We start from the raw sequence: 22,404 nt of genomic DNA, 5'->3' as shown, positions 1-22,404 counted from the left end.
TTATCCGCCGCCTCCCTGATAGTGCCGAGTACCTAGTCGCCACAAGCCCAACGCGAGCAGCCACACCCACAGCGCCGCCAACGGTGTCAACCAGGCCAGCCAGGACGGCAGCAGCGGCGGGCCGGGTAGGTGCAGTAGTGCGATGGTCGGTAGATACGCCGTGAAGGCGACCGGAATGGCGAAGCCGAACACCAGCTTCAGCGACGTCGGGAACACCGAAGCGGGTTGCATGGCGGCGAAGGAGCCGCCGTAGGTGAAGCTGTTGGTCAGTTCCGCACCGTCGATCAGGTAGAACTGTGCGCCCGCGGCGCAGACGAACAGGCCGCCGAAGAGGGCGACACCACTCACCAGGGTAATCGCCAGGAGTGCGAAAGTTCGGGGCCCCCAAACGATATCGTTGCGAATCAGGCCCGATCCGAGCACGATGATCGCCACCGAGGCGCGCGCAAACCGGCGCAGGGAAATGTCGCTGGTAATGAGTTGCAGCAGTAGCGGTTGGGGGCGTAGATGGTAAGCGTCGAGCATACCGAGCCGGATGAGCGCCGGTAGCGAATCGAGGTGGCCGAACAGGACTTGGGCCAGTGCGAATCCGGTGTTGCTGAGGCCGAACAGCAATAGCGCGCCGTCCAGATCGAGTCCGCCGAGCACTCGGACGTTGTGGTAGATGACCCACACCTCGGCGAACTCGACAACGCCGATCAGGAAGGCACTGAATACCTCACTGGCGAAGGACAATCGGTAGGTGCGTTGGGCCCGCATCCGGGACCGCAACACGGCCGCGTACGGGGTGAACCAGGTTCCGGCCGGTACGGGCGTATACGGGGGCTCAGCCACCCTGCACCTCCAGCCTGCGGCGCCCGGCCGTCAACAGCCCCCGCCCGACGGCGCCGACCGTGAGAACCCAGAAAACCTGTGTGGCAACGACCGTCACGGCATCCACCCCGGTGACCCGGCCCGACAGGATGTCGATCGGCGACTGCAGGATCGCCGGGAACGGGGTGGCATGCGCGACGGTGCGCAGCCATGCCGGGAACATGTGGACCGGCACGAACAGCCCGGCCAGAAACGTGCCGCAAATCTGGTATAGCACCCGAATACCGCGGGTTTCCACTACCCAGAATCCGATCAATCCGACGGCGAAAAGGCATAGAAACGACAACGCAACGGCCAGAATCACACTGACCAGTCCGAGTAGGTAGGGCCCCGGCGTGTCGGGCATGGCGAGCCCGAAGGTGAGCACGCCGACCAGCACGCTCGGTGCGCCACGCGGCAGGATCGTGCAGGCGGCGCGGCCGAGATCGATAGTGAGATAACTGAATTGGACGTCGACCGGACGCAGGAAGTCGATCGCGATATCGCCGTTCTTGACCCGCTCCACCAATTCCAGTGGTGGTCCCATGAATTGGGTCGCGCCGAGCAGGCCCTGGGACAGCCAAACGTAGGCGCCGATCGATCCCGCGTCGTAACCGCCGAACCCGCCAGAGGCTCGCACGGCGGCCATCATGACCGCCGCGCGGACGAATCCGAAGACGCAGTTGGTGAACAATCCCGCGAACATCGCGAGTTTGTACTGGGATTGGCGCCGGAAACCCGCTCGGGCCAGATAGAGATACAACCGTGCGGTTCGTAAGGCGGGCAATGCTGCGGGCAGCAATCGGTCGCCCTCCGCTCTGCCGCGCACAAACGGTTAACTCTACGGCGAGCGAGCGGACGCGCGGTAGGTGTGCGCGCGATTTTTGAAAAAGTGCTACAAACCCGGTGCGCCGATGTTAGAAACACAGTCACTTCAGATTTGCCGTCGCATCGAGTGGGCGGAGTCGCTCGCGGCACGACAGGAAGGATCGTCGATGACTGTCGTCCAGATGACCGTTTTCGAGACGCTCGAGTCGAACGTGCGCGGGTACAGCCGAGCCTGGCCGACCGTCTTCGATACCGGCAGCGGCGCCTGGCTGCGCGATGAGAACGGCAAGGACTACCTGGACTTCTTCGCGGGCGCCGGCGCACTCAACTACGGCCACAACAATCCGATCCTCAAGCGGGCGCTGATCGAGTACATCGCCGGTGACGGGATCACCCACAGCCTCGACATGTCGACCGTCGCCAAGCGGGGACTGCTGGAGACCTTGCGCGACCGGATCTTCGTGCCGCGCGCACTGGACTACAAGGTGCAGTTTCCCGGTCCGACCGGCGCGAATGCCGTTGAGGCCGCGCTGAAGCTGGCCCGAAAGGTCACCGGACGCCAGACCGTACTCAACTTCACGAACGCCTTCCACGGCATGTCGCTCGGTGCGCTGTCGGTGACCGGCAATGCCGCCAAACGCGCCGGAGCCGGTGTGCCACTGGTGCATGTGACACCCATGCCCTACGACGGTTTCCTCGACGAGCACGACGACCTGCGCTGGATGCGGCGCGCACTGGACGATTCGTCCTCCGGTCTGGACAAGCCCGCCGCGGTGATCGTGGAGACGGTGCAGGGCGAGGGCGGGGTGAATGTCGCACGCGCGCAATGGCTGCGGCAGCTCGCCGAATTGTGTGCGGCGCGCGGCATTCTGCTGATCGTCGACGATGTGCAGATGGGTTGCGGACGGACCGGTGGGTTCTTCTCGTTCGAACTGGCCGATATCACGCCCGATATCGTGACCCTGTCCAAATCCATCGGCGGCTACGGATTGCCCATGGCGCTGGTGCTTTTCAAGCCCGAACTCGATCAGTGGGCGCCCGGTGAACACAACGGGACCTTCCGTGGCAACAATGCGGCATTCGTCACCGCGCGGGTGGCGCTCGAGCACTACTGGTCCGATAGTGCGCTCGAGTTCGCGACACTGGCCAAGGGTGAGCTCGTGGCGGGCGCCCTTGCCGAAATCGCGTCGGCGTTTCCCGGTGTATCGACTAGGGGGCGCGGGCTGGTGCACGGGCTGGTCTTCGAGGACGAGTCGCGCGCGGGCAAGGTATGCCAACTCGCCTTCGAGCGCGGACTGCTCGTCGAAACCTCGGGCTCGGCCGACGAGGTGGTAAAGCTGTTGCCGCCGTTGACCATTACCGAGGACGAGTTGGAGCGCGGGCTGGCGGTGCTCGCCGGTGCGGTCGAGGTCATCTGCGGATAGTCGGTTGCGCGCGGGGAGTTCGGTCCCGCCGTTCGGGTGCGCTCTGCGAACACCGCTGACAACTGGCTGCACCTCGGTCTCGGCATTGTCGCGCTCGGGGCTCGGATTGTCGGCCAAGAGGGCTGCCGCGGCCGAAGTCCGCCTCGATAGGTGCGAGATCGTTCGCAGGTGCATCAACTGGTGACTCCGGGGAATGCTCCAGGTAGGGGTCGCGGTTGCGCGCGAGCAGTGGCTCCGCCGTAGGAGGTGGTGAAGGTGTCGACGTTGCCGGTACGCATCTGGCGCATGCAGCCTTGGAATCCCAGTCCACTGATGCGGGGCTCGGATCGCGTGCAAGGGATCGTTCGGATTCTGGCAGTCCTGGTCCTGTTGATCGCCGTTCCGATCGCCGCGGCCGCGGGCACCGCCGCCTACGGCACGGCCGCGGCGCGGATCCGCGCCGAGAACGCGTCGAAAATCGCTGTGACAGCGACCATCACCGGCAGTCCGGCCCGGGTCGCCGCGCCGGTAGTGGACCGGAACGGTTCGATGGTCGACCACTTCCAGGCGCAGGTGTCCTGGACCCGCGACGGAAAGTCCGCGACCGCGATAGTCGGCGTCCCCGACAACGCACAGCCAGGTCAACCAGCCCCCATCTGGCTGGGCCCCGACGGACTCCCGACAACCGCCCCGCAGCGATCCAGCACCGCCGCCGTCCACGGCGTCGGCGTCGGCGCAGCCGTCCTACTGGAAATCTGGCTCGGCGTAGCAGCCCTCCTCTGCGCCACCGCCTGGGCCCTGGACCACCACCGCCACACCCGCTGGGACCGCGAGTGGCGCCAACTCGCCCATCCAACCGGCAAGGGCAGCCAATGACGCGTCAAGAAGTCTGATTCATCCGCCAGCAACTTTTTCGGATCTTCTCGCGACGGAACCGAGATCGGCTGCTCCGGAACGCACGCGACTTCATGGGTTGGCGGTCGCGTCGGGAATCGGTCTCGAAGTCGTCTAGTAGCTTCCCGCTGGCATCCAAAACCGCTGCCCTGCAGCGAGTTCGTGCGCACAATCCCCATGTGTTTAGGCCTTGCGCGGTATGGGTATCCCCGCTCTGACCCACGGTATTCGCAGGTCAGAGCGGCGCGGCGCCCCCGGCAGGAATCGAACCTGCGACCTAGGGATTAGAAGGCCCTTGCTCTATCCAACTGAGCTACGGAGGCAGTGGGTTCCACCATGGCCGACATTGGCCGTGCTGTCCAGCACGGCAAGTATAGCGACCGTCCAGATGACTAGGTTCTTAGCCTTAGCAACATTTCAGCCACCTGTCGCGGGTGAGCCAAGCGAGTCGCGGGATGATCGACATCGCACCTCCGATCCGCTAGCCACCCTATCGGCCCAAACCCCACCGGGCCACGCATTAACGGCCGACTACGCTCAGTCCCATGTCGTCACCGCAGGACCCGTCCGTCGTACCCGATCTCGAAACGGGTAAATCGGGCTCCGCGGCGACCTTCGCGACATTGACGGCGCTGGCCGGTGCGATCGCGGCCGTGGTCGCCGCCATGATCGTCGGGCTGTCGGCGGCGCAGGCATTGACCTTGCTCGGCATTCCGGATCCGGGATCGCTGACCACCTACGGCCTGCCCGCGGTGCGGGCGCTGGCCGATCTTTCCGCGGCGCTGACCGTCGGCTCGCTGCTGCTCGCCGCCTTCCTGGTGCCGCCGCAGTCGAATGGCCTGCTCGATGTCGGCGGGTACCGCGCGGTACGGCGCGCCTCGAATTTCGCCCTCAGCTGGGCATGCTGCGCGGCGCTGCTCATGCCGCTGACTGTGTCGGATACCACAGGGCAGCCGGTGAGTCGGATCTGGCGGCCGGAGCAGCTGTGGCACGCGATCGGCCAGGTGGATCTGGCCCAGGCCTGGCGTACGACGGCGGTCTTCGCGCTGATCGTCGCGGTGGGCTGTCGGCTGGCGCTGCGCTGGGGATGGGCCCCGGTGCTGTTCGGCGGCGCGATCGTGACCATGATGCCGCTGGCGCTGACCGGGCATTCATCCGCGGGCGGTGCGCACGACCTGGCGACCAATAGCCTCATCCTGCACCTGGTCTCGGCCGCGGTGTGGGTCGGTGGATTGTTCGCGGTGCTCGCATACGCCATGCGCGGCGGTGCGCACACCGATATCGCGGCCCGGCGGTTCTCGCTCACCGCCTCCATCGCCTTCGTCGTGATCGGCGTCAGCGGCGTGATCAACTCGTGGGTGCGGGTGCCGTGGAGCGACCTGTTCACCACCACCTACGGCCGATTGGTGATCGCCAAGGCCGGTGCGTTGGCGGTGCTCGGCTTAGTCGGATATCTGCAGCGTCGCGCCAGCCTGCCCGCCCTCGCCGCGAACCCGCGTGACCGGGCCGCGCTCATCCGATTCGGTGGTGTGGAGGCGCTGATCTTCGCCGCCACCATGGGTCTGGCCGTCGGGTTGGGGCGCACGCCGCCACCGCCGCCGACCAGCGTGCCGACCCCCGCCGAGGTCGAACTCGGCTACAACCTCGCCGGTCCGCCGACGGTATCGCGATTGCTCTTCGATTGGCGCTTCGACTTGATCTTCGGCACGCTGGCCATCGTGCTTGCGGTGCTGTACCTGATGGGGGTGCGGCGGTTGCGCGCGCGAGGGGACGCCTGGCCGGTCGGGCGGACCATCGCCTGGTTGTCGGCCTGCGCGATCCTGCTCTTCGCCACCTCGTCCGGGGTAGGGCGGTATTCGCCCGCGGTCTTCAGTGTGCACATGGGGCAGCACATGGCGTTATCGATGCTGGCGCCGATTCTGTTCGCGCTCGGCGGTGCGGTCACGCTGGCGCTGCGGGCACTGCCGGCGGCCGGGCGCAGCGGCGTCCCCGGTCCGCGGGAATGGATTCTGGCCGCGGTGCACAACCCGGTCTCGCGCTTTCTGACCCATCCGATCGTCGCATCGGTGATCTTCGTCGGCGGCTTCTACGCGCTGTACATGGGTGGTATCTACGACTCGTTCGTAGATTCCCATGCGGCGCATCTGATGATGAACCTGCACTTCCTGCTCAGCGGCTATCTGTTCTATTGGGTGGTCATCGGCATCGACCCGAAGCCGCGTCAGGTGCAGCCGCTGACAAAGCTGGGCATGGTGTTCGGCTCGCTGCCCTTCCACGCCTTCTTCGGCATCGCGCTGATGAGTATGACCACCGTGATGGGCGGGTGGTTCTTCCGCAGCCTCGCCCTCGGCTGGAACAACGACCTGCTCGGTGACCAGCGCACCGGCGGTAGCCTGGCGTGGGCGAGCGGTGAGGTGCCGTTGGTGGTCGTGATGCTGGCGCTGCTGATCCAGTGGTCGCGCAGCGACGCGAAACTCGCGAAGCGGACCGACCGGGCCGCCGACCGCGACCACGACGCGGAGCTGGCCGCCCACAATGCCATGTTCGCCGAATTGGCCAAGCGTGACCGAGGAATACGTAGTTGAGCTCCATCGAGGTGCAAAGCGTGAGTGAGCGGGGTGCCGCGGTGGTGGAGAACGGGCACACCCGACGGGTGTATCGATCCGATGTGCGTACGGCGCGCAGGCGGCTGGCCGGACAGGTGCGCAAGACGCCGGTATTCCATACCTCGATCGTGGGGCCGAACGGGCCCGTCCCGGTCACGCTGAAGCTCGAATACCTCCAGCATGGTGGGACATTCAAGGTGCGCGGTAGCTTCAACGCGCTCTTGGAATCGGCCCAGCACGTCGACCAGGTCGTCATCGCCTCCGGTGGCAACGCCGGGATCGCGGCCGCGCTGGCATCGGCGCGCCTCAGCAAGATGTGCACCGTGGTGGTCCCGGAGTCGGCACCGCATACCAAGGTGGCCGCGATGTGGTCCTATGGTGCCGAAGTGCTGTGGCACGGAACGACTTACGCCGAGGCTTATCGTTACGCGACCGAACTCGCGAACGAGCGGGGCGCAATGCAGTTGCACGCCTACGACCTGCCCGCGGTGGTCGCGGGTGCGGGGGTCGTCGGGCTGGAACTGGAGGAGCAGGTGCGTGGGCGCCCGCCGGTGCTGGTCGCGGTCGGTGGCGGCGGGTTGGTCGCCGGGATCGCGGCGGCGCTCGGGCGGCGGCAACAGGTGGTCGGTATCGAACCGGAGGGTATTCCGACACTGACCGCCGCGTTGCACGCTGACCGGCCGGTGGATGTGAATGTCTCCAGCATCGCCGCGGATTCCCTGGGCGCCAAACGGATCGGGGAAATCGCGCTGGATATCGCGCGTCGGTATGACGTGCGGTCGCTGTTGGTGACCGATGACGCCATCGCGACGGCTCGCGAGTATCTGTGGCGGGAGTTCCGGGTCGTGGTGGAACTGGCGGGGGCGACGGCGTTGGCCGCCGTGCAGAGCGGCGCGTATGTGCCTGCCGAGGGGGAGCGGCCCGTGATCGTGCTGTGTGGTGCGAATACCGACCTGGCGGGGCTGTAACTCACACCGGTTCGGCGGCTGGTCCGCGGCTCGGCGTGTGTGAAGCGATGGTTGTCCACATGCGACGGAGTTGTCCACACTCGGGAATCGGGGCCGCCGGATGGGTCCCCGAGCCGTCAGGCTGAAGGGGCCCTCATTTGCGAGGGAGGCACACCCGGAGCGGAACACGGATCGAAATGTAAAGGGGCGGAACGATGTTCGAGGCAATGGTGACCGTAATCGGCACAGTCGTCACCCATCCGATCAAGCGAGATCTGACCAATGGGGAACAGGTGGTGACCTTCCGGATGGCGAGCAATTCCCGGCGGTTCAACGCCGAGACCGGGGAGTGGGTGGACAACGGAACCCTGTACCTGACCGTCAGTTGCTGGCGCAGGCTGGTGCTCGGTGTCGACGCCTCCCTGCGCCGCGGCGATCCGATCATCGCGCACGGCCAGCTGCGCTCACACGAGTACCGGGGCCGGGACGGCGGGGAACGGCGCGACGTCGAGATGCGCGCCACCGCGATCGGCCCGGACCTGTCCCGCTGCACCGCGCAGGTCGTCCGGCGCGCGGTTGCGGGCGCGGCGTCCGGACCCAGTACCCTGGCACGGAATAGTTGTGACCGATCCAGCGCTGATGATCGTGCACGCGTCGACGGCGAGGAGCCGGGGGAGGGCGCGACGTCCCTGTCTTGCGAACCGCCCCGGCTCGCTGATCCCGAGCCCGTCGAAGCTTGACCGCACGACCGGATTCACCCGGCGACAGCGATGGCTCTGCTGCATTGCACCGATACCCACACCGATAGGCTTTCCTCCATGGCTGAGTTCATTTACCAGATGAAGAAGGTTCGTAAGGCGCACGGCGACAAGGTCGTGCTCGACGATGTCACCTTGAACTTCCTTCCCGGCGCGAAGATCGGCGTCGTCGGCCCCAACGGCGCGGGTAAATCCAGCGTGCTGAAGATCATGGCCGCACTGGACCAGCCGAATAACGGAGATGCCTTCCTTGCCCCGGGTGCCACCGTCGGCATCCTGCAGCAGGAGCCGCCGCTGAACGAGGAGAAGACGGTTCGCGGCAATGTCGAGGAGGGCCTCGGCGAGGTCAAGGTGAAGCTGGACCGCTTCAACGAGATCGCCGAACTCATGGCCACCGACTACTCCGATGAGCTCATGGACGAAATGGGCAAGCTGCAGGAGTACCTGGATCACGCCGATGCCTGGGATGTCGATTCCCAGCTCGAGCAGGCCATGGACGCACTGCGCTGCCCGCCGGCGGACGAGCCGGTCACCAACCTCTCCGGTGGTGAGCGCCGTCGCGTCGCACTGTGCAAGCTGCTGCTGAGCAAGCCCGATCTGCTGCTGCTCGACGAACCGACCAACCACCTCGACGCGGAGAGCGTGCTCTGGCTCGAGCAGCATCTGGCCTCCTACGCGGGCGCCGTGCTGGCCGTCACCCACGACCGGTACTTCCTCGACAATGTCGCCGAGTGGATCCTCGAACTCGACCGCGGCCGCGCCTACCCCTACGAGGGCAACTACTCCACCTACCTGGAGAAGAAGGCCCAGCGTCTCGAGGTCCAGGGCAAGAAGGACCAGAAGCTGCAGAAGCGCCTCAAGGAGGAGTTGGCCTGGGTGCGTTCCGGCGCCAAGGCCCGCCAGGCCAAGAACAAGGCCCGCCTCGGGCGGTACGAGGAGATGGCGGCCGAGGCCGAGAAGCACAGGAAGTTGGACTTCGAGGAGATCCAGATCCCGGCGGGTCCGCGCCTGGGCAATGTGGTCGTCGAGGTCGAACATCTGGACAAGGGCTTCGGCGACCGCCAGCTCATCAAGGATCTGTCGTTCACCTTGCCGCGCAACGGCATTGTCGGTGTGATCGGCCCCAACGGTGTCGGTAAGACCACGCTGTTCAAGACGATCGTCGGGCTCGAGTCGCCCGACAGCGGCGAGGTCAAGGTCGGCGAGACGGTCAAGCTGAGCTACGTCGACCAGAACCGCGCGGGCATCGACCCGAAGAAGAACGTCTGGCAGGTGGTCTCCGAGGGGCTGGACTTCATCGAGGTCGGCAACCAGGAGATGCCCTCGCGCGCCTATGTGAGCGCGTTCGGCTTCAAGGGTCCGGACCAGCAGAAGCCCGCCGGGGTGCTCTCCGGTGGTGAGCGCAACCGGCTGAACCTCGCGCTCACCCTCAAGCAGGGCGGCAACCTGATCCTGCTCGACGAGCCGACCAACGACCTCGACGTGGAAACGCTGAGTTCGCTGGAGAACGCGCTCGAGCAGTTCCCGGGCTGCGCCGTCGTCATCTCCCACGACCGCTGGTTCCTGGACCGGACCTGCACCCACATCCTGGCGTGGGAGGGCGATAGCGATAACGACGCCAACTGGTTCTGGTTCGAGGGCAACTTCGAGGCATACGAGGCCAATAAGATCGAGCGCCTCGGCATCGAAGCCGCCCGCCCGCACCGGGTGACGCACCGCAAGCTCACCCGCGACTGAGTTCGGCGCTCGGCAGGGCGGTTGTCGTATGGACTGCCCTGCCGGGCGTAGTAGGCGTCGCCGGTGCGGTACTGCTCATCGCGGTCCGGATGGCGCAGTCTCGGCAGTCCCGAGACCACACAGCTCCAATGGGCGCGGCGGCACCGATCGCTGGGTAAGCCATGGAGCTGCGGTGTTGCGTCGATATCGGCGCGGAATGTCTCGAATGCGACGGTGTACCCGTCGAGCTCGACGTAGCGTCCCTCGATCTCGGGTGCGTCGATCTGGACCGGCGCCTCTTGTGTGCTGATGTGTGGCATCGCGTTGATGGCCGGCCGATATCTCGATGTATCCCCTTCGCGAATAGGCGTGAGGTCCGGCGTCACGATGTGACTCGAGCATGAGTCACGGCGGTGCGCGCGCTCGATGGGAGGACGCCGAAAGCATGCGCGGGTGCAGTCCGAGCAACCCACCGCCGAAGGACATTCGGAACCGATCGGATCGCTGAACGCTCCCGAAGCGCCCGCATCCGCGCATCACGCCATCGAACGGTCGTTCCGCCGAAGGAATTGCGGAGAACACGCACCGGGCACTATCTCCATCGAAGGAAATACGGTCGACGCACACCCGGCCACAGATCTGACTATCGTGGGGAACGTGCATGCGCAGGCGCAGTCCGGGCATTGGGTCGCTACCACCGCGATCGCGTCTACCTGACGTTGCCGGTCCGATCGGGTGCTGTGCCGGGTTCATCGACCTCGGCAACCAAGCGGCGAACGCTACGGTATCGGTGAACACCCTGCATTTAGAAGGGATTTCACCCCCACGTCTGCAAGGCACAGCTACTCTCGGACCGGCGTCACTTTGTTGCGGAACCGAATCCGAGGAGTTGGCGAAAAAATGACGGTCTCGTCCGAATTGTCCGATGGGGGACGGCAGCCGGCGCAGCCGGCGGGGCGGGTGAACACAGCGGCGTGGGCCGCCGGGTTGCCGCAGTCGCTGCGCGGCGAGCTGGCGACTCTCGAGGAGGCGTATTTCCGCCACGTCGACGCGGGCGATGTGGACTGCGCGATCACCGGGATCACCCAGATCTTCCGGCGGCATATGGAGCTCGCGATGACCCGCCCGGCCGAGCGGGCCCTGGTGCGGGTGTATCACCCGGACGACGGATCCGGACTCGGCGCCGCGGTGCAGCTGGTCACCGACGATATGGCGCTGCTGGTGGAGTCGATCACCTCATCGCTGAGCCGGATGGGCGTCAGCGTGAGCGAGGTGATCCACCCGATCTTCGAGGTGACGCGCGATAAAGACGGACGGCTGACCAGCGCCGCACCGCACGAGGTCGACAGCAACGACACGACGGCACTGCGCGAATCGTGGATGCACCTGCAACTGCACCCGTCGACGAGCCGCGCCCTGCTCGACCGGATCGAGCAGTCGATGCCGGATGTGGTCGCCGACGTGCGCCAGGTCATCGGCGACACCGAGGCGATCAAACAGGTGCAGAGCAATCTGGCCGATGAACTCGAACACGCGGCCAAGTCCGGCCACGCGCCGTTCTCCGACACCGATCTGGTCGATACCGCGAATCTGTTGCGCTGGTTGGCCAGTGGCAATTTCACCGTGCTCGGCTATGCCCGCTACCAGCTCAGCGCCGACGGGGACCAGACGATCTCGAATCCGCTGCCCGGCACCTGCCTCGGCGTGCTGCGCCCGGATGTCGGCACCGATTTCCGGGTGCCGCTCAACGATGGCGACCGGCCGCTGCTCATGCTCACCCAGGGCCTGGTGCCCGCCACCGTGCACCGCTCGGTGTACCCGTATTTCATCGGTGTCGCGGACTTCGACGAATCCGGCACGATCGTCGGCGAGCACCTGTTCATCGGTGTGTTCACGGTGACCGCCGTGCACGAGAACGTCCTCGATATCCCGGTGATCGAGCGCCGGGTGCGCTCGGTCATCGAGGAGAGCGGCTTCGATCTGGACTCGTTCTCCGGTCAGGCCATGCTCGAGGTCATCCAGTCGTTCCCGCGCACCGAACTGTTCTCCTCCGATGCCGAGACCATGCGTCGCACCGCCACGGCGGTGCTGAATGTCGGTCTGCGCCGGCAGGTTCGGCTGTTCCTGCGCTCGGATGGTTACGGGCGATTCGTCGCGTGTCTGGTCTATCTGCCTCGGGATCGCTACACCACTCGGGTGCGGCTGGAGATGCAGGAAATCCTGGTGCGCGAACTCGGCGGCGTCTCCATCGACTATTCGGCGCGGGTCAGCGAAAGCGAGCTGGCCAGTGTGTATTTCACGGTGCGCATGCCGGAGGCGGAGTTCGGGGCTCCGCGCGAGGCCGTCGCCGTCGCCGACACCTCCGAGGCCAATCGGCTGCGCATCCAGAACCTGCTCGCCGAGGCCACCAACACCTGGGACGACCGCGTCAACGATGCGGTGAGCACCTCCACCGTGCTCGATCCGGCCGTCGTGCAGCGCTATGCCGAGGCATTTCCGGAGGCGTACAAACAGGATTTCGCCTCAGAGCGTGCTCTGGCCGACGTCGTCCGGCTGGGGCGCCTCACCACGGGCTCGATCGACCAATACCTGTACCGCCATGCGGATTCGGTGCCGGGTTCGTGGCGATTCACGCTCTACATCGGCGGCACCGGCATCTCGCTGAGCCAGGTGCTGCCGGTGCTGCAGAGTCTGGGCGTCGAAGTGGTCGACGAGCGGCCGTACCAGATCCTGTTGGATCCGGTGCCCGGCGATGAGGGCGGGGAACGCTGGATCTACGACTTCGGCCTGCTGGCTCGGCCGGAATTGCTGCGCAGTTCGCTGGACAGGGATTTGGATGCCGAACTGCTGGAGTCCTCGGCCAGGGCCGATGCGCTGGCGTCGGAGGAGCAGGGGCTGCACGATCGGTTCACCGCGGCATTCGAGGCGGCCTGGTACGGCCGCGCCGAGGCGGATGCGCTCAACGAACTCGTGCTGCGCGCCCGGCTGGGCTGGCGTGAGGTGTCGATCCTGCGGACGTACGCGAAGTACTTGCAGCAGGCCGATTTTCCGTACAGTCAGGCGAATATCGCCAGGGTGCTGCTCGCGTATCCCGATGTCGCGCGTCTGTTCGCCGACCTGTTCGCCGCGCGCTTCGATCCGGATACCGAATCCGCCGAGCACGCCGCCGAATTGGAGACCCGGGTGCGTGGCCGCATCGACGAGGTCGTCAGCCTGGACGCCGACCGCATCCTGCGCGCGATGCTGTCGCTGATCAAGGCGACACTGCGGACGAACTACTACGTGACCGACGCCGCGGGCAATTCGCGCGGGTACATCTCGGTGAAGGTCGAGCCGCGCGAGATCGCCGAATTGCCCAAGCCGAGGCCGCAATTCGAGATCTTCGTGTACTCGCCCCGGGTCGAGGGCGTGCATCTGCGCTTCGGTCCGGTGGCGCGTGGCGGGCTGCGCTGGTCCGACCGGCTGGAGGACTTCCGCACCGAGATCCTCGGTCTGGTGAAGGCGCAGGCGGTGAAGAACGCGGTCATCGTCCCGGTCGGTGCCAAGGGCGGTTTCGTGGTCAAGCAGCCGCCAGCGGCCACCGGTGATCCGACCGCGGATCGGCAGGCGCTCGGCGCGGAGGGCATCGAGTGCTACCGGACCTTCATCTCCGGTCTGCTCGATGTCACCGACAATGTGGACCGCGCGACCGGTGCCGTATTGCCGCCCGCGCGGGTGATCCGCCGCGACGGCGACGACACCTACCTGGTGGTGGCCGCCGACAAGGGCACCGCGACGTTCTCCGATATCGCCAACGATGTGGCCCAGCGCTACGGATTCTGGCTCGGTGACGCGTTCGCCTCCGGCGGCTCGGCCGGTTACGACCACAAGGCGATGGGCATCACCGCCAAGGGTGCGTGGGAGAGCGTGAAGCGCCACTTCCAGGAGATGGATATCGACACCCAGAGCGAGGATTTCACCGTGGTCGGGGTCGGCGATATGAGCGGCGATGTGTTCGGCAACGGCATGTTGCTGTCCGAGCACATCCGGTTGGTCGCGGCGTTCGACCATCGGCACATATTCCTGGATCCCGAGCCCGATTCGGCGACCTCGTTCCGGGAGCGGCAGCGGATGTTCGCGCTGCCGCGCTCGTCGTGGGCCGATTACGACACCTCGCTGATCAGTACCGGTGGTGGCGTCTGGGATCGCACCGTGAAGTCGGTGCCGATCAGCCCGCAGGCGCGAAAGGCGTTGGGGCTGGCCGATGATGTGGCGGCGCTGTCGCCACCGGAACTGGTGCGGGCGATCCTGCTCGCGCCGGTGCAACTGCTGTGGAACGGCGGTATCGGCACCTACATCAAGGCGAGCACCGAGACCAATGCCGAGGTCGGCGACAAGTCCAACGACGCGGTCCGGGTCAATGGAAACAAGTTGCGGGTCAAGGTGATCGGCGAGGGCGGTAACCTGGGCGCGACCGCGCTGGGCCGGATCGAGTTCTGCCGCAACGGCGGCAAGATGAACACCGACGCGTTGGACAACTCGGCCGGTGTCGACTGCTCCGACCACGAGGTCAATATCAAGGTGCTGCTCGACGGTGTGGTCAGCGCGGGCGGACTGCCCGAGGCCGAACGCAATCCGCTGCTCGCCTCGATGACCGATGAGGTCGCCCAGATGGTATTGCAGGACAACGTCTCCCAGAACTTCCTGATGGGCATCTCGCGGGCCGAGGCGCCCCGGATGCTGAATGTGCACCAGCGGCTCATCGAGGATCTGGAGGCGCGTCGCGGGGTGGACCGCGAGCTGGAGGCACTGCCGTCGGAGGTCGAGATCAAGCGCAGGCTCGAGGAGGGCACCGGCTTGGCCTCGCCCGAGCTGTCGAATCTCATGGCGCACGTGAAGCTTTCGCTCAAGGCCGATCTGCTCGAGACCGATCTGCCGGATATCGCGTACTTCGCCACTCGGCTGCCGCAGTACTTCCCGACACCGCTGCGGGCTCGTTTCGGCACCGCCATCAAGCGGCACCGGCTGCGTCGGGAGATCACCACCACGATGGTGGTGAACGAGATGGTCGACTACGGCGGCATCACCTACGCCCACCGGCTCAACGAGGAAGTCGGCGCCAGCGCGACCGATGCGGTGCGCGCGTTCGCGGCGGCAAGCGCGATCTTCGACCTGCACGAAATGTGGGCGCGGATCCGGGCCACCGACGCCGCGGTATCGGTGCGCGACGAACTCGAGCTGGAGACCAAGCGGGCGCTGGACCGGGCCTCGCGCTGGCTGTTGAGCAACCGCCCGCAGCCGATCGCGGTCGGCGCGGAGATCAACCGATACAACCGCGGTGTGCGGGAGTTGGCGCCGAAGGTGGCCGGTTGGCTGCGCGGACATCACGTCTCGACGCTGACCGATCAGTCCGCCGAAGTGATCGCCCGCGGCGCCCCGACCGACCTCGCCACCGAGGTCTTCGGGCTGCTGAATCTGTTCCCGCTGCTCGATGTGTTGGATATCGCAGATATCACCGATCGCAGCGGCGAGGAGGTCGGCTCGCTGTACTACGCGCTCAACGATCACCTCAAGATCGATTGGCTGTTGCAGGCGGTCAGCCACCTGGAACGCGGCGATCGCTGGCATGCGCTGGCCCGGCTCGCACTGCGCGACGATATGTACGGATCGCTGCGCTCGCTGACCCTCGACGTGCTCTCCGGCGGTGACCCCGAGGAGACAGCGGACGAGAAGATTGCATACTGGGAGTCGAAAAACCAGTCCCGGCTCGGGCGCGCTCGGGCGGCGCTGTCGGAGTTGTTCGAGTCCGGAACCCACGATCTCGCCACGCTGTCGGTTGCGGCGCGGCAAGTGCGAAGCATGGTGAGCGGGGTGGGCGCTCAATCGGAGGTACCACGTTGACGAGTTCATTGAACGGTGACGGAATGGCGCAGGGCGGCGCCCTGTTGCTGCCCAAGCGCTTCCACGCCAAGGTGGACGTCAGGTGGTCGGACATGGACGTGTTCCAGCACGTCAACCATGCCCGCATGGTGACGCTGCTGGAGGAGGCGCGGATTCCGTGGCTGTTCGAGGACGGGCGTCCGACCGCCCCGCTGCGTGAAGGCTGTGTGCTGGCGGACCTTCGGGTCCGCTACCGCGGCCAGCTGCGGCACGAGGACACTCCGCTCGATATCGCGATGTGGATCGAGCAGCTGCGGGCGGTCGACTTCACCATCGGTTACGAGGTCCGGGCCAATGGCGTCGCGCCGGACTCGCCGCCCGCGGTGGTCGCCTCCACGCAGATCGCGGCCTTCGATATGCGGTCGCAGCGCCTGCGTCGGCTCACCGATACCGAACGTGACTACCTCGCCGAGTGGAAAGAGTGACGGCGTCGCGAATCGACTCGACGAGGGGTGACGCCCGAGCGGCGGGCGGGTGTTCGGCTCGATCGCGGGGCAGTGGTGGAATGGTCGCGTGGTGATGGCTGAATCCGGTTGCGTCGCAAAGATGGTGGCGCGCTGATGTCGGGGCAACGGGTGCTCGACGTTTCCGATCCGGCGGAGCGCGAGAACCTGGCGACGTTTCTGACTCGGGCGCTACGCTTGGACCCCGCGGCGGTGGTGCGTCTGCGCCGTCGCGGGGAACGCTTTGTATCCGCCTGGGTGGCAACGGGTTTCGAGGCTCTTGCGGTGCGCACGGTGGTCGCTGAGCTCGGCGTCGACGATGTCACCGTCGGTGCCGATCTGGTGCTGGCCGGTTTGCCGTTCGGCAGTCCGATCGATCTCGGCTACTCGATGGATTCGGCTTGGCGCGGTGCGCTTCCGCCGGATGTCGGCTTCGAACATGTCGATGATGTGCCCGCGCGCACCCTCGTCGAACTCGCCGAACGGGGTGCGGCACTGGCCAAGGAACACGGCAGCAGTCACGGCCCACCCGCCTCGCTGCTGGACCAGACGGTACTCACGGTATCCGCGGCCGAAGCCCAGGTGCAGGTTCCGATGCGTGTCGTATTCGCCCTCACCGCAATGGATTTCATTCCACACTCCGGTGACAAGGCCGACCCGCGCCGCATTCCGCCCACCGAAATCGTCCGCGTTCGCGCCACCAAAACCTGGCTCCGCCTGGATGCCCGCTACGGCTCCGTCGCCCGCCGTCGAGGCGGCGGCATTCCCCTCACCCCAAGCTGACCTCAACACAGCGCCGCTGGCGCCGGTCGCGTGAACGGGCCTCACCTCGCACACGCTTTACGCCGTCTGCTGTCGAATTATCGCGGATTTTGGCTGTGATGCAGGTCATGCCGCTTTGACTGCCGCGCAATCGCGCTCACCCAAGGCGATTTGATCCCCCGCGTGTGACGTTGATGTGACCGAACAACGGCCCGGCGACGCATTCGGCGCTCTGCTGGAGTGCGAACGCTGAGAAAGAGTGCGGCTGATCGGATTCGGCGATGCCGATCCGACGTACCGAGCGTGGGGTCAGCTGACGCCGAGGAGGCGCAGGAGGGCGGTAGTGGCTGCGGCGGCGAGGATGACGACGAGCATGGGTTTGTTGCGCCAGGCCAGGAGACCGCCGACGAGAACGCCTGCGGGGAGGGCGAATCCGAGGTGGCCGGAGCCGGTGGGCAGGGTGGTGATGGCGACCATGGCGGCCAGCAGGACGACTGCGCCGATTTCCAGGAGCTTCGTCGCTCGCTCCGGGAAGCGGATGCGGTTGCGCAGGGCCGGGCCCGACGAACGGAAGGCATAGGTTCCGGCGGACAGTGCCGACATCGCCACGAGCAGGATCGGGGTGCTCATACCGGCGCCCCGCTCGATGCCGTCGTGGCTGGGTCGATATTTCGCTCGGTCATGAGGCTTGTTCCCCGGTGGCGCCCGACTCCTCGCCGTCATGCTTCGAGAGCGCGAAGAACAGTCCCAAGAGCGCGACGAGCACAGGCATTCCCGCGGGCAGGAACGGCGCGCTCGCCACGGCGGCAATCGCGCCGATCAGCGCGGCGCGCAGGGTGCCGCGCGCCCGCAACGCGGGCATGATCAGCGATAACAGCACCGCCGGGAACACCGCGTCCAACCCGATCGCACCGGTATCGGGCACCACGGTGCCGATCAGCGCACCGATCGCGGCACCGCCGGGCCAGGCGATGAGCACACCCAATCCGCTCACCCAATACGCGGCCCGCCTCCGCGCCATATCGGGCTGGGCCAGGGCCAGCGCGACGGATTCGTCGTTCATCACGTGTACGCCGATGCGCCGCCGCCATCCGGTACCGACCACATCGGGCACCGACAGCCCGTAGGGCAGATGCCGGGCATTGACCAGCAGTCCGGCCAGCACGGCCGCGATCGGGCTGCCGCCCGTCGCCATGATTCCGATGAACAGGAATTCCGCACCGCCCGCGAGCACGACGACCCCGAGCACAATCGGAACCCATAGCGGAAAACCGGAGGTGACCGCGGTAGCGCCGTAGGAAACACCGATCAGCCCGACCGCGAGCAAAACCGCCGCGATACCGGAGAGTGTGTCCCGATCGAGTGTTCGCCATATCGAACGCATGTAGCTTATAGTGAACATGGCGGGACGATTCGTCAATATGATTTTCTGTCCTGTCATCCCCGAGTCGACGGGAGCGGAAATGGAGCAGAGTCCGACGACGCCGCAGGCGGTGATCGCCGCTGCCCTGCGCCGCGAGCGCACCCGCGCCGGGCTATCGCTGAGCGAGGTCGCCAATCGCGCCGGTGTGGCGAAATCCACACTGTCCCACCTGGAATCGGGTACCGGCAATCCCAGTCTGGAGACCCTGTGGGCGCTGTGCGTCGCCCTCGATATGCCGTTTTCGCGGCTGCTCGACCCGCCGCGTCCCACCGTCCACGTCATCCGCGCGGGGGACGGCCCGGTGGTCGCCGCCGCGGAGTCCGAGTACCGCGCCACGCTGCTGGCGGCCGGTCCGGCCAATTCCCGCCGTGACCTGTTCCGGATCACCGCCGAACCCGGCCATGCGCGCAAATCGGAGCCGCATATCCCGGGCGTGGTCGAGCACGTACTCCTGGCCACCGGACGTGCGCTCGCCGGCCCGATCGATACACCGGTCGAACTAGCGCCCGGCGACTACATCGCCTACCCGGGTGACGCACCCCACGTCTTCGAAGCCCTCGAACCCGATACCTGGGCAACGCTGGTCGTCGAATACACGTGAGACCGTCGCACCTCGACCGAGGCGGCCGGAACCCTCATCTCTCGCCTGGACCGGGACGTCCGGATACCCCACAGACCGCACATTGCCCGCGCTGGCCGAAAGTCCTCAGGCCGCACCCTCGCCGAGATACTGCAACCACACGGGGTCCAGGTCGGCGGTCGTGGACAACAGCCGCCAGTGCGGTCCCTTCGGCGACACCAGTGGCGAACGCAACGTCCACCCCAGCTCGCTGAGCAGCTTGTCGGCCTTGCGATGGTTGCACGGCGCGCAGCTCGCGACGCAGTTCTCCCAGGAATGTTCACCGCCGCGGCTGCGCGGGATGACGTGGTCGATGGTCTCTGCCTTGCCACCGCAGTACCCGCAGCGATAGCGGTCGCGATGCATGAGGGCGGCTCGGGTCATCGGGACGCGGGCCCGATAGGGCACGTGTACGTAGCTGCGCAGCCGGATGACCGACGGAATCGTGACGGCGGATTCGGCGGAATGCACCACCGAACCATCGGGGTCGTGGTGGACGGTATCGGCTTTATCGCAGATGAGGAGCACCACGGCGCGGCGTGCGGACAGCGCGGTGAGCGGCTCGTAGGTGGCATTGAGAAGCAACACCCGGCGCTTCAACCAGTTGGCGGTCTCGTTTTGGACCGGCGTGAGGTGCGGATTGTGGTGAGCAGGCTCACCGGCGCGATGGGCACCCGGATAGTGATCGGACAAGATGTGCAGCGGAGTAGCCCCCGACCCACGATTGTGGACGTCGGCGGGCTGGAGTTGTCGGTGCGTCCTGGCCTCGTGTGATCGGCCGTGCCGCTGCTTCATGTGGACCCCGGTTTCATAGTTTTCAAGATCATGTGGTATCTCGGCAGAGACTGCCACCCAGTTGACCATGGAACGCGGCCTATTGCACGGTGATTTCGCACAATGTCGGATGAACTGTGGTTGAAGGGCCGCCCGTTCGTGACGCGGGCACAATGGAGTCGGCGCTGGCGATCGCGTGCGGGTCGCTCGAAACAACCAGCCATTGCCGACCGATCGAGAGGACCTGATGACATCCGGCGAGCAGACAGCGACGTCGTTCTACGAGGCGATCGGCGGGGCGGCGACGTTCCAGCGGATCATCGCGGCGTTCTATCGCGAGGTGGCGGCCGACGAGGTACTGCGCCCGCTGTACCCGGAACAGGATCTCGGACCGGCCGAGCGGCGGCTGCGCATGTTCCTGGAGCAGTACTGGGGCGGGCCGCGCACATACTCCGACGAGCGCGGCCATCCGCGGCTGCGGATGCGGCATATGCCGTTCAAGATCGGTCCGGTCGAGCGCGACGCGTGGCTGCGCTGCATGCGGATCGGCGTGGCGGAGATCGAACCGGAAATTCTGGATGATGAGCATCGCAAGGCGTTGCTCGATTACCTCGAGATGGCAGCGAATTCGCTGGTGAATGCCGCTTGGTGAGGTCGTTTCGGTCGAGTTCCCGGATACCCCAAGGTTTTCGGCTCGGGTCACGGCACGCTGGTTATTTGCCGATGTCATCGAACATCGCTGAGCCTGAGCGAATTTACCGAAAATCTTTGGCACTATTACGGATGTGACTGATACACCTGCCGTCCCGGCGCCGGTGGATCGCACCGCCCCACCCTGGTGGCGGTCGGCCGTGTTCTACCAGGTCTATCCGAGATCCTTCGCGGACTCCGACGGTGACGGGATCGGCGATCTCCGCGGAGTTCGCGACAAACTCGGCTATCTGGAACTACTCGGGATCGACGCGCTCTGGATCTGTCCGGTGATGCGTTCCCCGATGGCCGACGGCGGCTACGACGTGGCCGATCCGCGCGATATCGACCCGCTGTTCGGCGGGATGGCGGCGATGGACGAGCTCATTGCCGAGGCGCACGACCGCCGTCTCAAGGTCACCATGGATCTGGTGCCGAACCACACCAGCGATCAGCATCCGTGGTTCGCGGCGGCCCTGGCCGCCGCGCCCGGCAGCCGAGAGCGCGAACGCTACATCTTCCGCGACGGCCGCGGACCCGACGGCGCGACACCGCCGAACAACTGGCCGAGCATCTTCGGCGGGCCCGCCTGGACCCGCGTCACCGAGGCCGACGGCACGCCCGGCCAGTGGTACCTGCACATCTTCGCGCCCGAGCAACCGGATCTGAACTGGTCCGATCCCGAGGTCGCCGCCGATTTCGAGCAGACGCTGCGGTTCTGGCTGGATCGGGGCGTGGACGGGTTCCGCCTCGATGTCGCGCACGGTATGGCCAAACCGGACGGCCTGCCCGATATGGAACACGTCGACACCAGAATGCTCGTGCACGACGACAGCGATCCGCGCTTCAACAATCCCGCCGTGCACGAGATCCACCGCCGCATCCGCAAGGTGCTCGACGAGTATCCGCACGCGGTCTCGATCGGCGAGGTGTGGGTGGACGACAACACCCGCTTCGGCGAGTACGTCCGGCCCGACGAACTGCACCTGGCCTTCAATTTCCGTCTCGCCGAGACGCCGTTCAGCGCCGATACGGTCCGCGCCGCCATCGACAACTCGCTCGCGGCCGTCGCGCCGGTGGGCGCATCGCCCACCTGGACCCTGTCCAATCACGACATCGAACGTGAGGTCACCCGCTACGGCGGCGGTCCCGTCGGGGTGGCGCGGGCCCGCGCGATGATGCTGGTGGAGCTGGCGCTGCCCGGCGCGGTCTTCATCTACAACGGCGCGGAACTCGGGCTGCCGAATGTGGACGATCTGCCCGAGGCGGTACTGCAGGATCCGGTCTGGGAACGCTCCGGACATACCGAGCGCGGACGCGACGGTTGCCGGGTGCCGATGCCCTGGGAGGGCGCGGCAGCGCCGTTCGGCTTCACCACCGCCGAGCGGTCCTGGTTGCCGATGCCGCCGGAGTGGGCCGCGCTGTCGGTCGAGGCGCAGTTGGAGGCGTTGGGTTCCACGCTGTCGCTGTATCGGATGGCGATCGAATTGCGTGGTATCCGACCGGAATTCGCCGGTCCGCGGATCGAGTGGTACGGCAGTCCGGCCGGTTCCCTGGCCTTCCGGCGGCCCGGTGGACTGGTGTGTGTGCTGAACGCCTCGCCGGTGCCGATCTCCTTGCCGCCCGGTGAGGTACTGCTCGCCAGTGCACCGCCGGAGAACGGTCAGCTGCTCCCGAATGCCGCCGCCTGGTTGGTGTGACCGGACAACACGAGTTCGACCAGAGCGCGAACTACTACACACGATCGTCTAAATTGAGTTCCGTGAGTGA

At 66.3% G+C, this 22,404-nt stretch carries 17 protein-coding genes and 1 tRNA gene; 12 read left to right on the top strand and 6 right to left on the bottom strand.

The features are described from left to right. Window positions 1-759 (bottom strand): ABC transporter permease, encoded by a 759-nt coding sequence (locus ACHQ4I_RS03845; RefSeq protein ID WP_420770353.1) that lies wholly within the window; start codon window positions 757-759, stop codon window positions 1-3. A 67-nt stretch (window positions 760-826) separates the two neighbouring features. Continuing rightward, the gene (locus tag ACHQ4I_RS03840; protein ID WP_420770265.1) at window positions 827-1,681 is read right to left on the bottom strand and encodes an ABC transporter permease; all 855 of its coding nucleotides are present in this window, start codon (window positions 1,679-1,681) and stop codon (window positions 827-829) included. A gap of 166 nt (window positions 1,682-1,847) precedes the next feature. Between ACHQ4I_RS03840 and ectB the strand changes: the two genes are divergently transcribed. Together ectB and ACHQ4I_RS03830 are read left to right on the top strand one after the other, a co-directional pair. Further along, window positions 1,848-3,104, top strand: a complete 1,257-nt coding sequence (gene ectB, locus ACHQ4I_RS03835; RefSeq protein ID WP_420770264.1) for a diaminobutyrate--2-oxoglutarate transaminase — start codon at window positions 1,848-1,850, stop codon at window positions 3,102-3,104. A 255-nt stretch (window positions 3,105-3,359) separates the two neighbouring features. After that, window positions 3,360-3,959 (top strand): Rv1733c family protein, encoded by a 600-nt coding sequence (locus ACHQ4I_RS03830; protein WP_420770263.1) that lies wholly within the window; start codon window positions 3,360-3,362, stop codon window positions 3,957-3,959. Between the two features lie 267 nt (window positions 3,960-4,226). On the opposite strand, the gene ACHQ4I_RS03825 is transcribed toward ACHQ4I_RS03830, so the two are convergent. Next, a tRNA-Arg gene (locus ACHQ4I_RS03825) sits at window positions 4,227-4,300 on the bottom strand. Window positions 4,301-4,522: 222 nt separating this feature from the next. On the opposite strand from ACHQ4I_RS03825, the gene ACHQ4I_RS03820 reads away from it, so the two are divergent. The 7 genes from ACHQ4I_RS03820 to ACHQ4I_RS03790 all read left to right on the top strand — a co-directional run bounded on the left by ACHQ4I_RS03820 (window position 4,523) and on the right by ACHQ4I_RS03790 (window position 17,149). Then, window positions 4,523-6,562: a bifunctional copper resistance protein CopD/cytochrome c oxidase assembly protein gene (locus ACHQ4I_RS03820; RefSeq protein ID WP_420770262.1), complete on the top strand. Its 2,040-nt coding sequence runs from the start codon at window positions 4,523-4,525 to the stop codon at window positions 6,560-6,562. Window positions 6,563-6,582: 20 nt separating this feature from the next. Continuing rightward, window positions 6,583-7,551 (top strand): threonine/serine dehydratase, encoded by a 969-nt coding sequence (locus ACHQ4I_RS03815; protein WP_420770261.1) that lies wholly within the window; start codon window positions 6,583-6,585, stop codon window positions 7,549-7,551. Window positions 7,552-7,745: 194 nt separating this feature from the next. Further along, complete coding sequence (locus ACHQ4I_RS03810; RefSeq protein WP_420770260.1) at window positions 7,746-8,270, top strand: single-stranded DNA-binding protein; 525 nt, start codon at window positions 7,746-7,748, stop codon at window positions 8,268-8,270. Window positions 8,271-8,348: 78 nt separating this feature from the next. After that, on the top strand, window positions 8,349-10,025 hold the full coding sequence (gene ettA / locus ACHQ4I_RS03805; protein ID WP_420770259.1) for an energy-dependent translational throttle protein EttA: 1,677 nt from the start codon (window positions 8,349-8,351) through the stop codon (window positions 10,023-10,025). Window positions 10,026-10,904: 879 nt separating this feature from the next. Continuing rightward, a complete protein-coding gene (locus tag ACHQ4I_RS03800; protein ID WP_420770352.1) occupies window positions 10,905-15,884 on the top strand; it encodes an NAD-glutamate dehydrogenase in 4,980 nt (1,659 codons plus the stop codon). A gap of 23 nt (window positions 15,885-15,907) precedes the next feature. Then, a complete protein-coding gene (locus ACHQ4I_RS03795; RefSeq protein ID WP_420770351.1) occupies window positions 15,908-16,348 on the top strand; it encodes an acyl-CoA thioesterase in 441 nt (146 codons plus the stop codon). 135 nt (window positions 16,349-16,483) lie between these two features. Continuing rightward, window positions 16,484-17,149, top strand: coding sequence for a DUF8185 domain-containing protein (locus ACHQ4I_RS03790; RefSeq protein WP_420770258.1), 666 nt, complete (start codon window positions 16,484-16,486; stop codon window positions 17,147-17,149). 288 nt (window positions 17,150-17,437) lie between these two features. On the opposite strand, the gene ACHQ4I_RS03785 is transcribed toward ACHQ4I_RS03790, so the two are convergent. After that, window positions 17,438-17,758 (bottom strand): AzlD domain-containing protein, encoded by a 321-nt coding sequence (locus ACHQ4I_RS03785; RefSeq protein WP_420770257.1) that lies wholly within the window; start codon window positions 17,756-17,758, stop codon window positions 17,438-17,440. A 49-nt stretch (window positions 17,759-17,807) separates the two neighbouring features. Beyond that, window positions 17,808-18,512: an AzlC family ABC transporter permease gene (locus ACHQ4I_RS03780; RefSeq protein ID WP_420770256.1), complete on the bottom strand. Its 705-nt coding sequence runs from the start codon at window positions 18,510-18,512 to the stop codon at window positions 17,808-17,810. Window positions 18,513-18,591: 79 nt separating this feature from the next. Between ACHQ4I_RS03780 and ACHQ4I_RS03775 the strand changes: the two genes are divergently transcribed. Beyond that, window positions 18,592-19,152, top strand: a complete 561-nt coding sequence (locus ACHQ4I_RS03775) for a helix-turn-helix domain-containing protein (RefSeq protein WP_420770255.1) — start codon at window positions 18,592-18,594, stop codon at window positions 19,150-19,152. A 105-nt stretch (window positions 19,153-19,257) separates the two neighbouring features. Here ACHQ4I_RS03775 and ACHQ4I_RS03770 read toward each other — a convergent pair whose 3' ends face one another. Continuing rightward, window positions 19,258-19,965 carry an HNH endonuclease gene (locus ACHQ4I_RS03770; RefSeq protein ID WP_420770254.1) on the bottom strand — a complete coding sequence of 236 codons (708 nt, stop codon included), beginning with the start codon at window positions 19,963-19,965 and terminating at the stop codon, window positions 19,258-19,260. A gap of 226 nt (window positions 19,966-20,191) precedes the next feature. Between ACHQ4I_RS03770 and ACHQ4I_RS03765 the strand changes: the two genes are divergently transcribed. Together ACHQ4I_RS03765 and ACHQ4I_RS03760 are read left to right on the top strand one after the other, a co-directional pair. Beyond that, window positions 20,192-20,596, top strand: a complete 405-nt coding sequence (locus ACHQ4I_RS03765) for a globin (protein WP_420770253.1) — start codon at window positions 20,192-20,194, stop codon at window positions 20,594-20,596. A gap of 133 nt (window positions 20,597-20,729) precedes the next feature. After that, a complete protein-coding gene (locus ACHQ4I_RS03760; protein WP_420770252.1) occupies window positions 20,730-22,334 on the top strand; it encodes a glycoside hydrolase family 13 protein in 1,605 nt (534 codons plus the stop codon). The last annotated feature ends 70 nt before the right edge of the window (window positions 22,335-22,404 follow it).

Origin of the sequence: Nocardia nepalensis, assembly GCF_048910785.1 — a bacterium.
Taxonomy (GTDB): Bacteria; Actinomycetota; Actinomycetes; order Mycobacteriales; family Mycobacteriaceae; genus Nocardia; species Nocardia nepalensis.
This window is presented reverse-complemented; position numbering and strand designations above follow the sequence as displayed.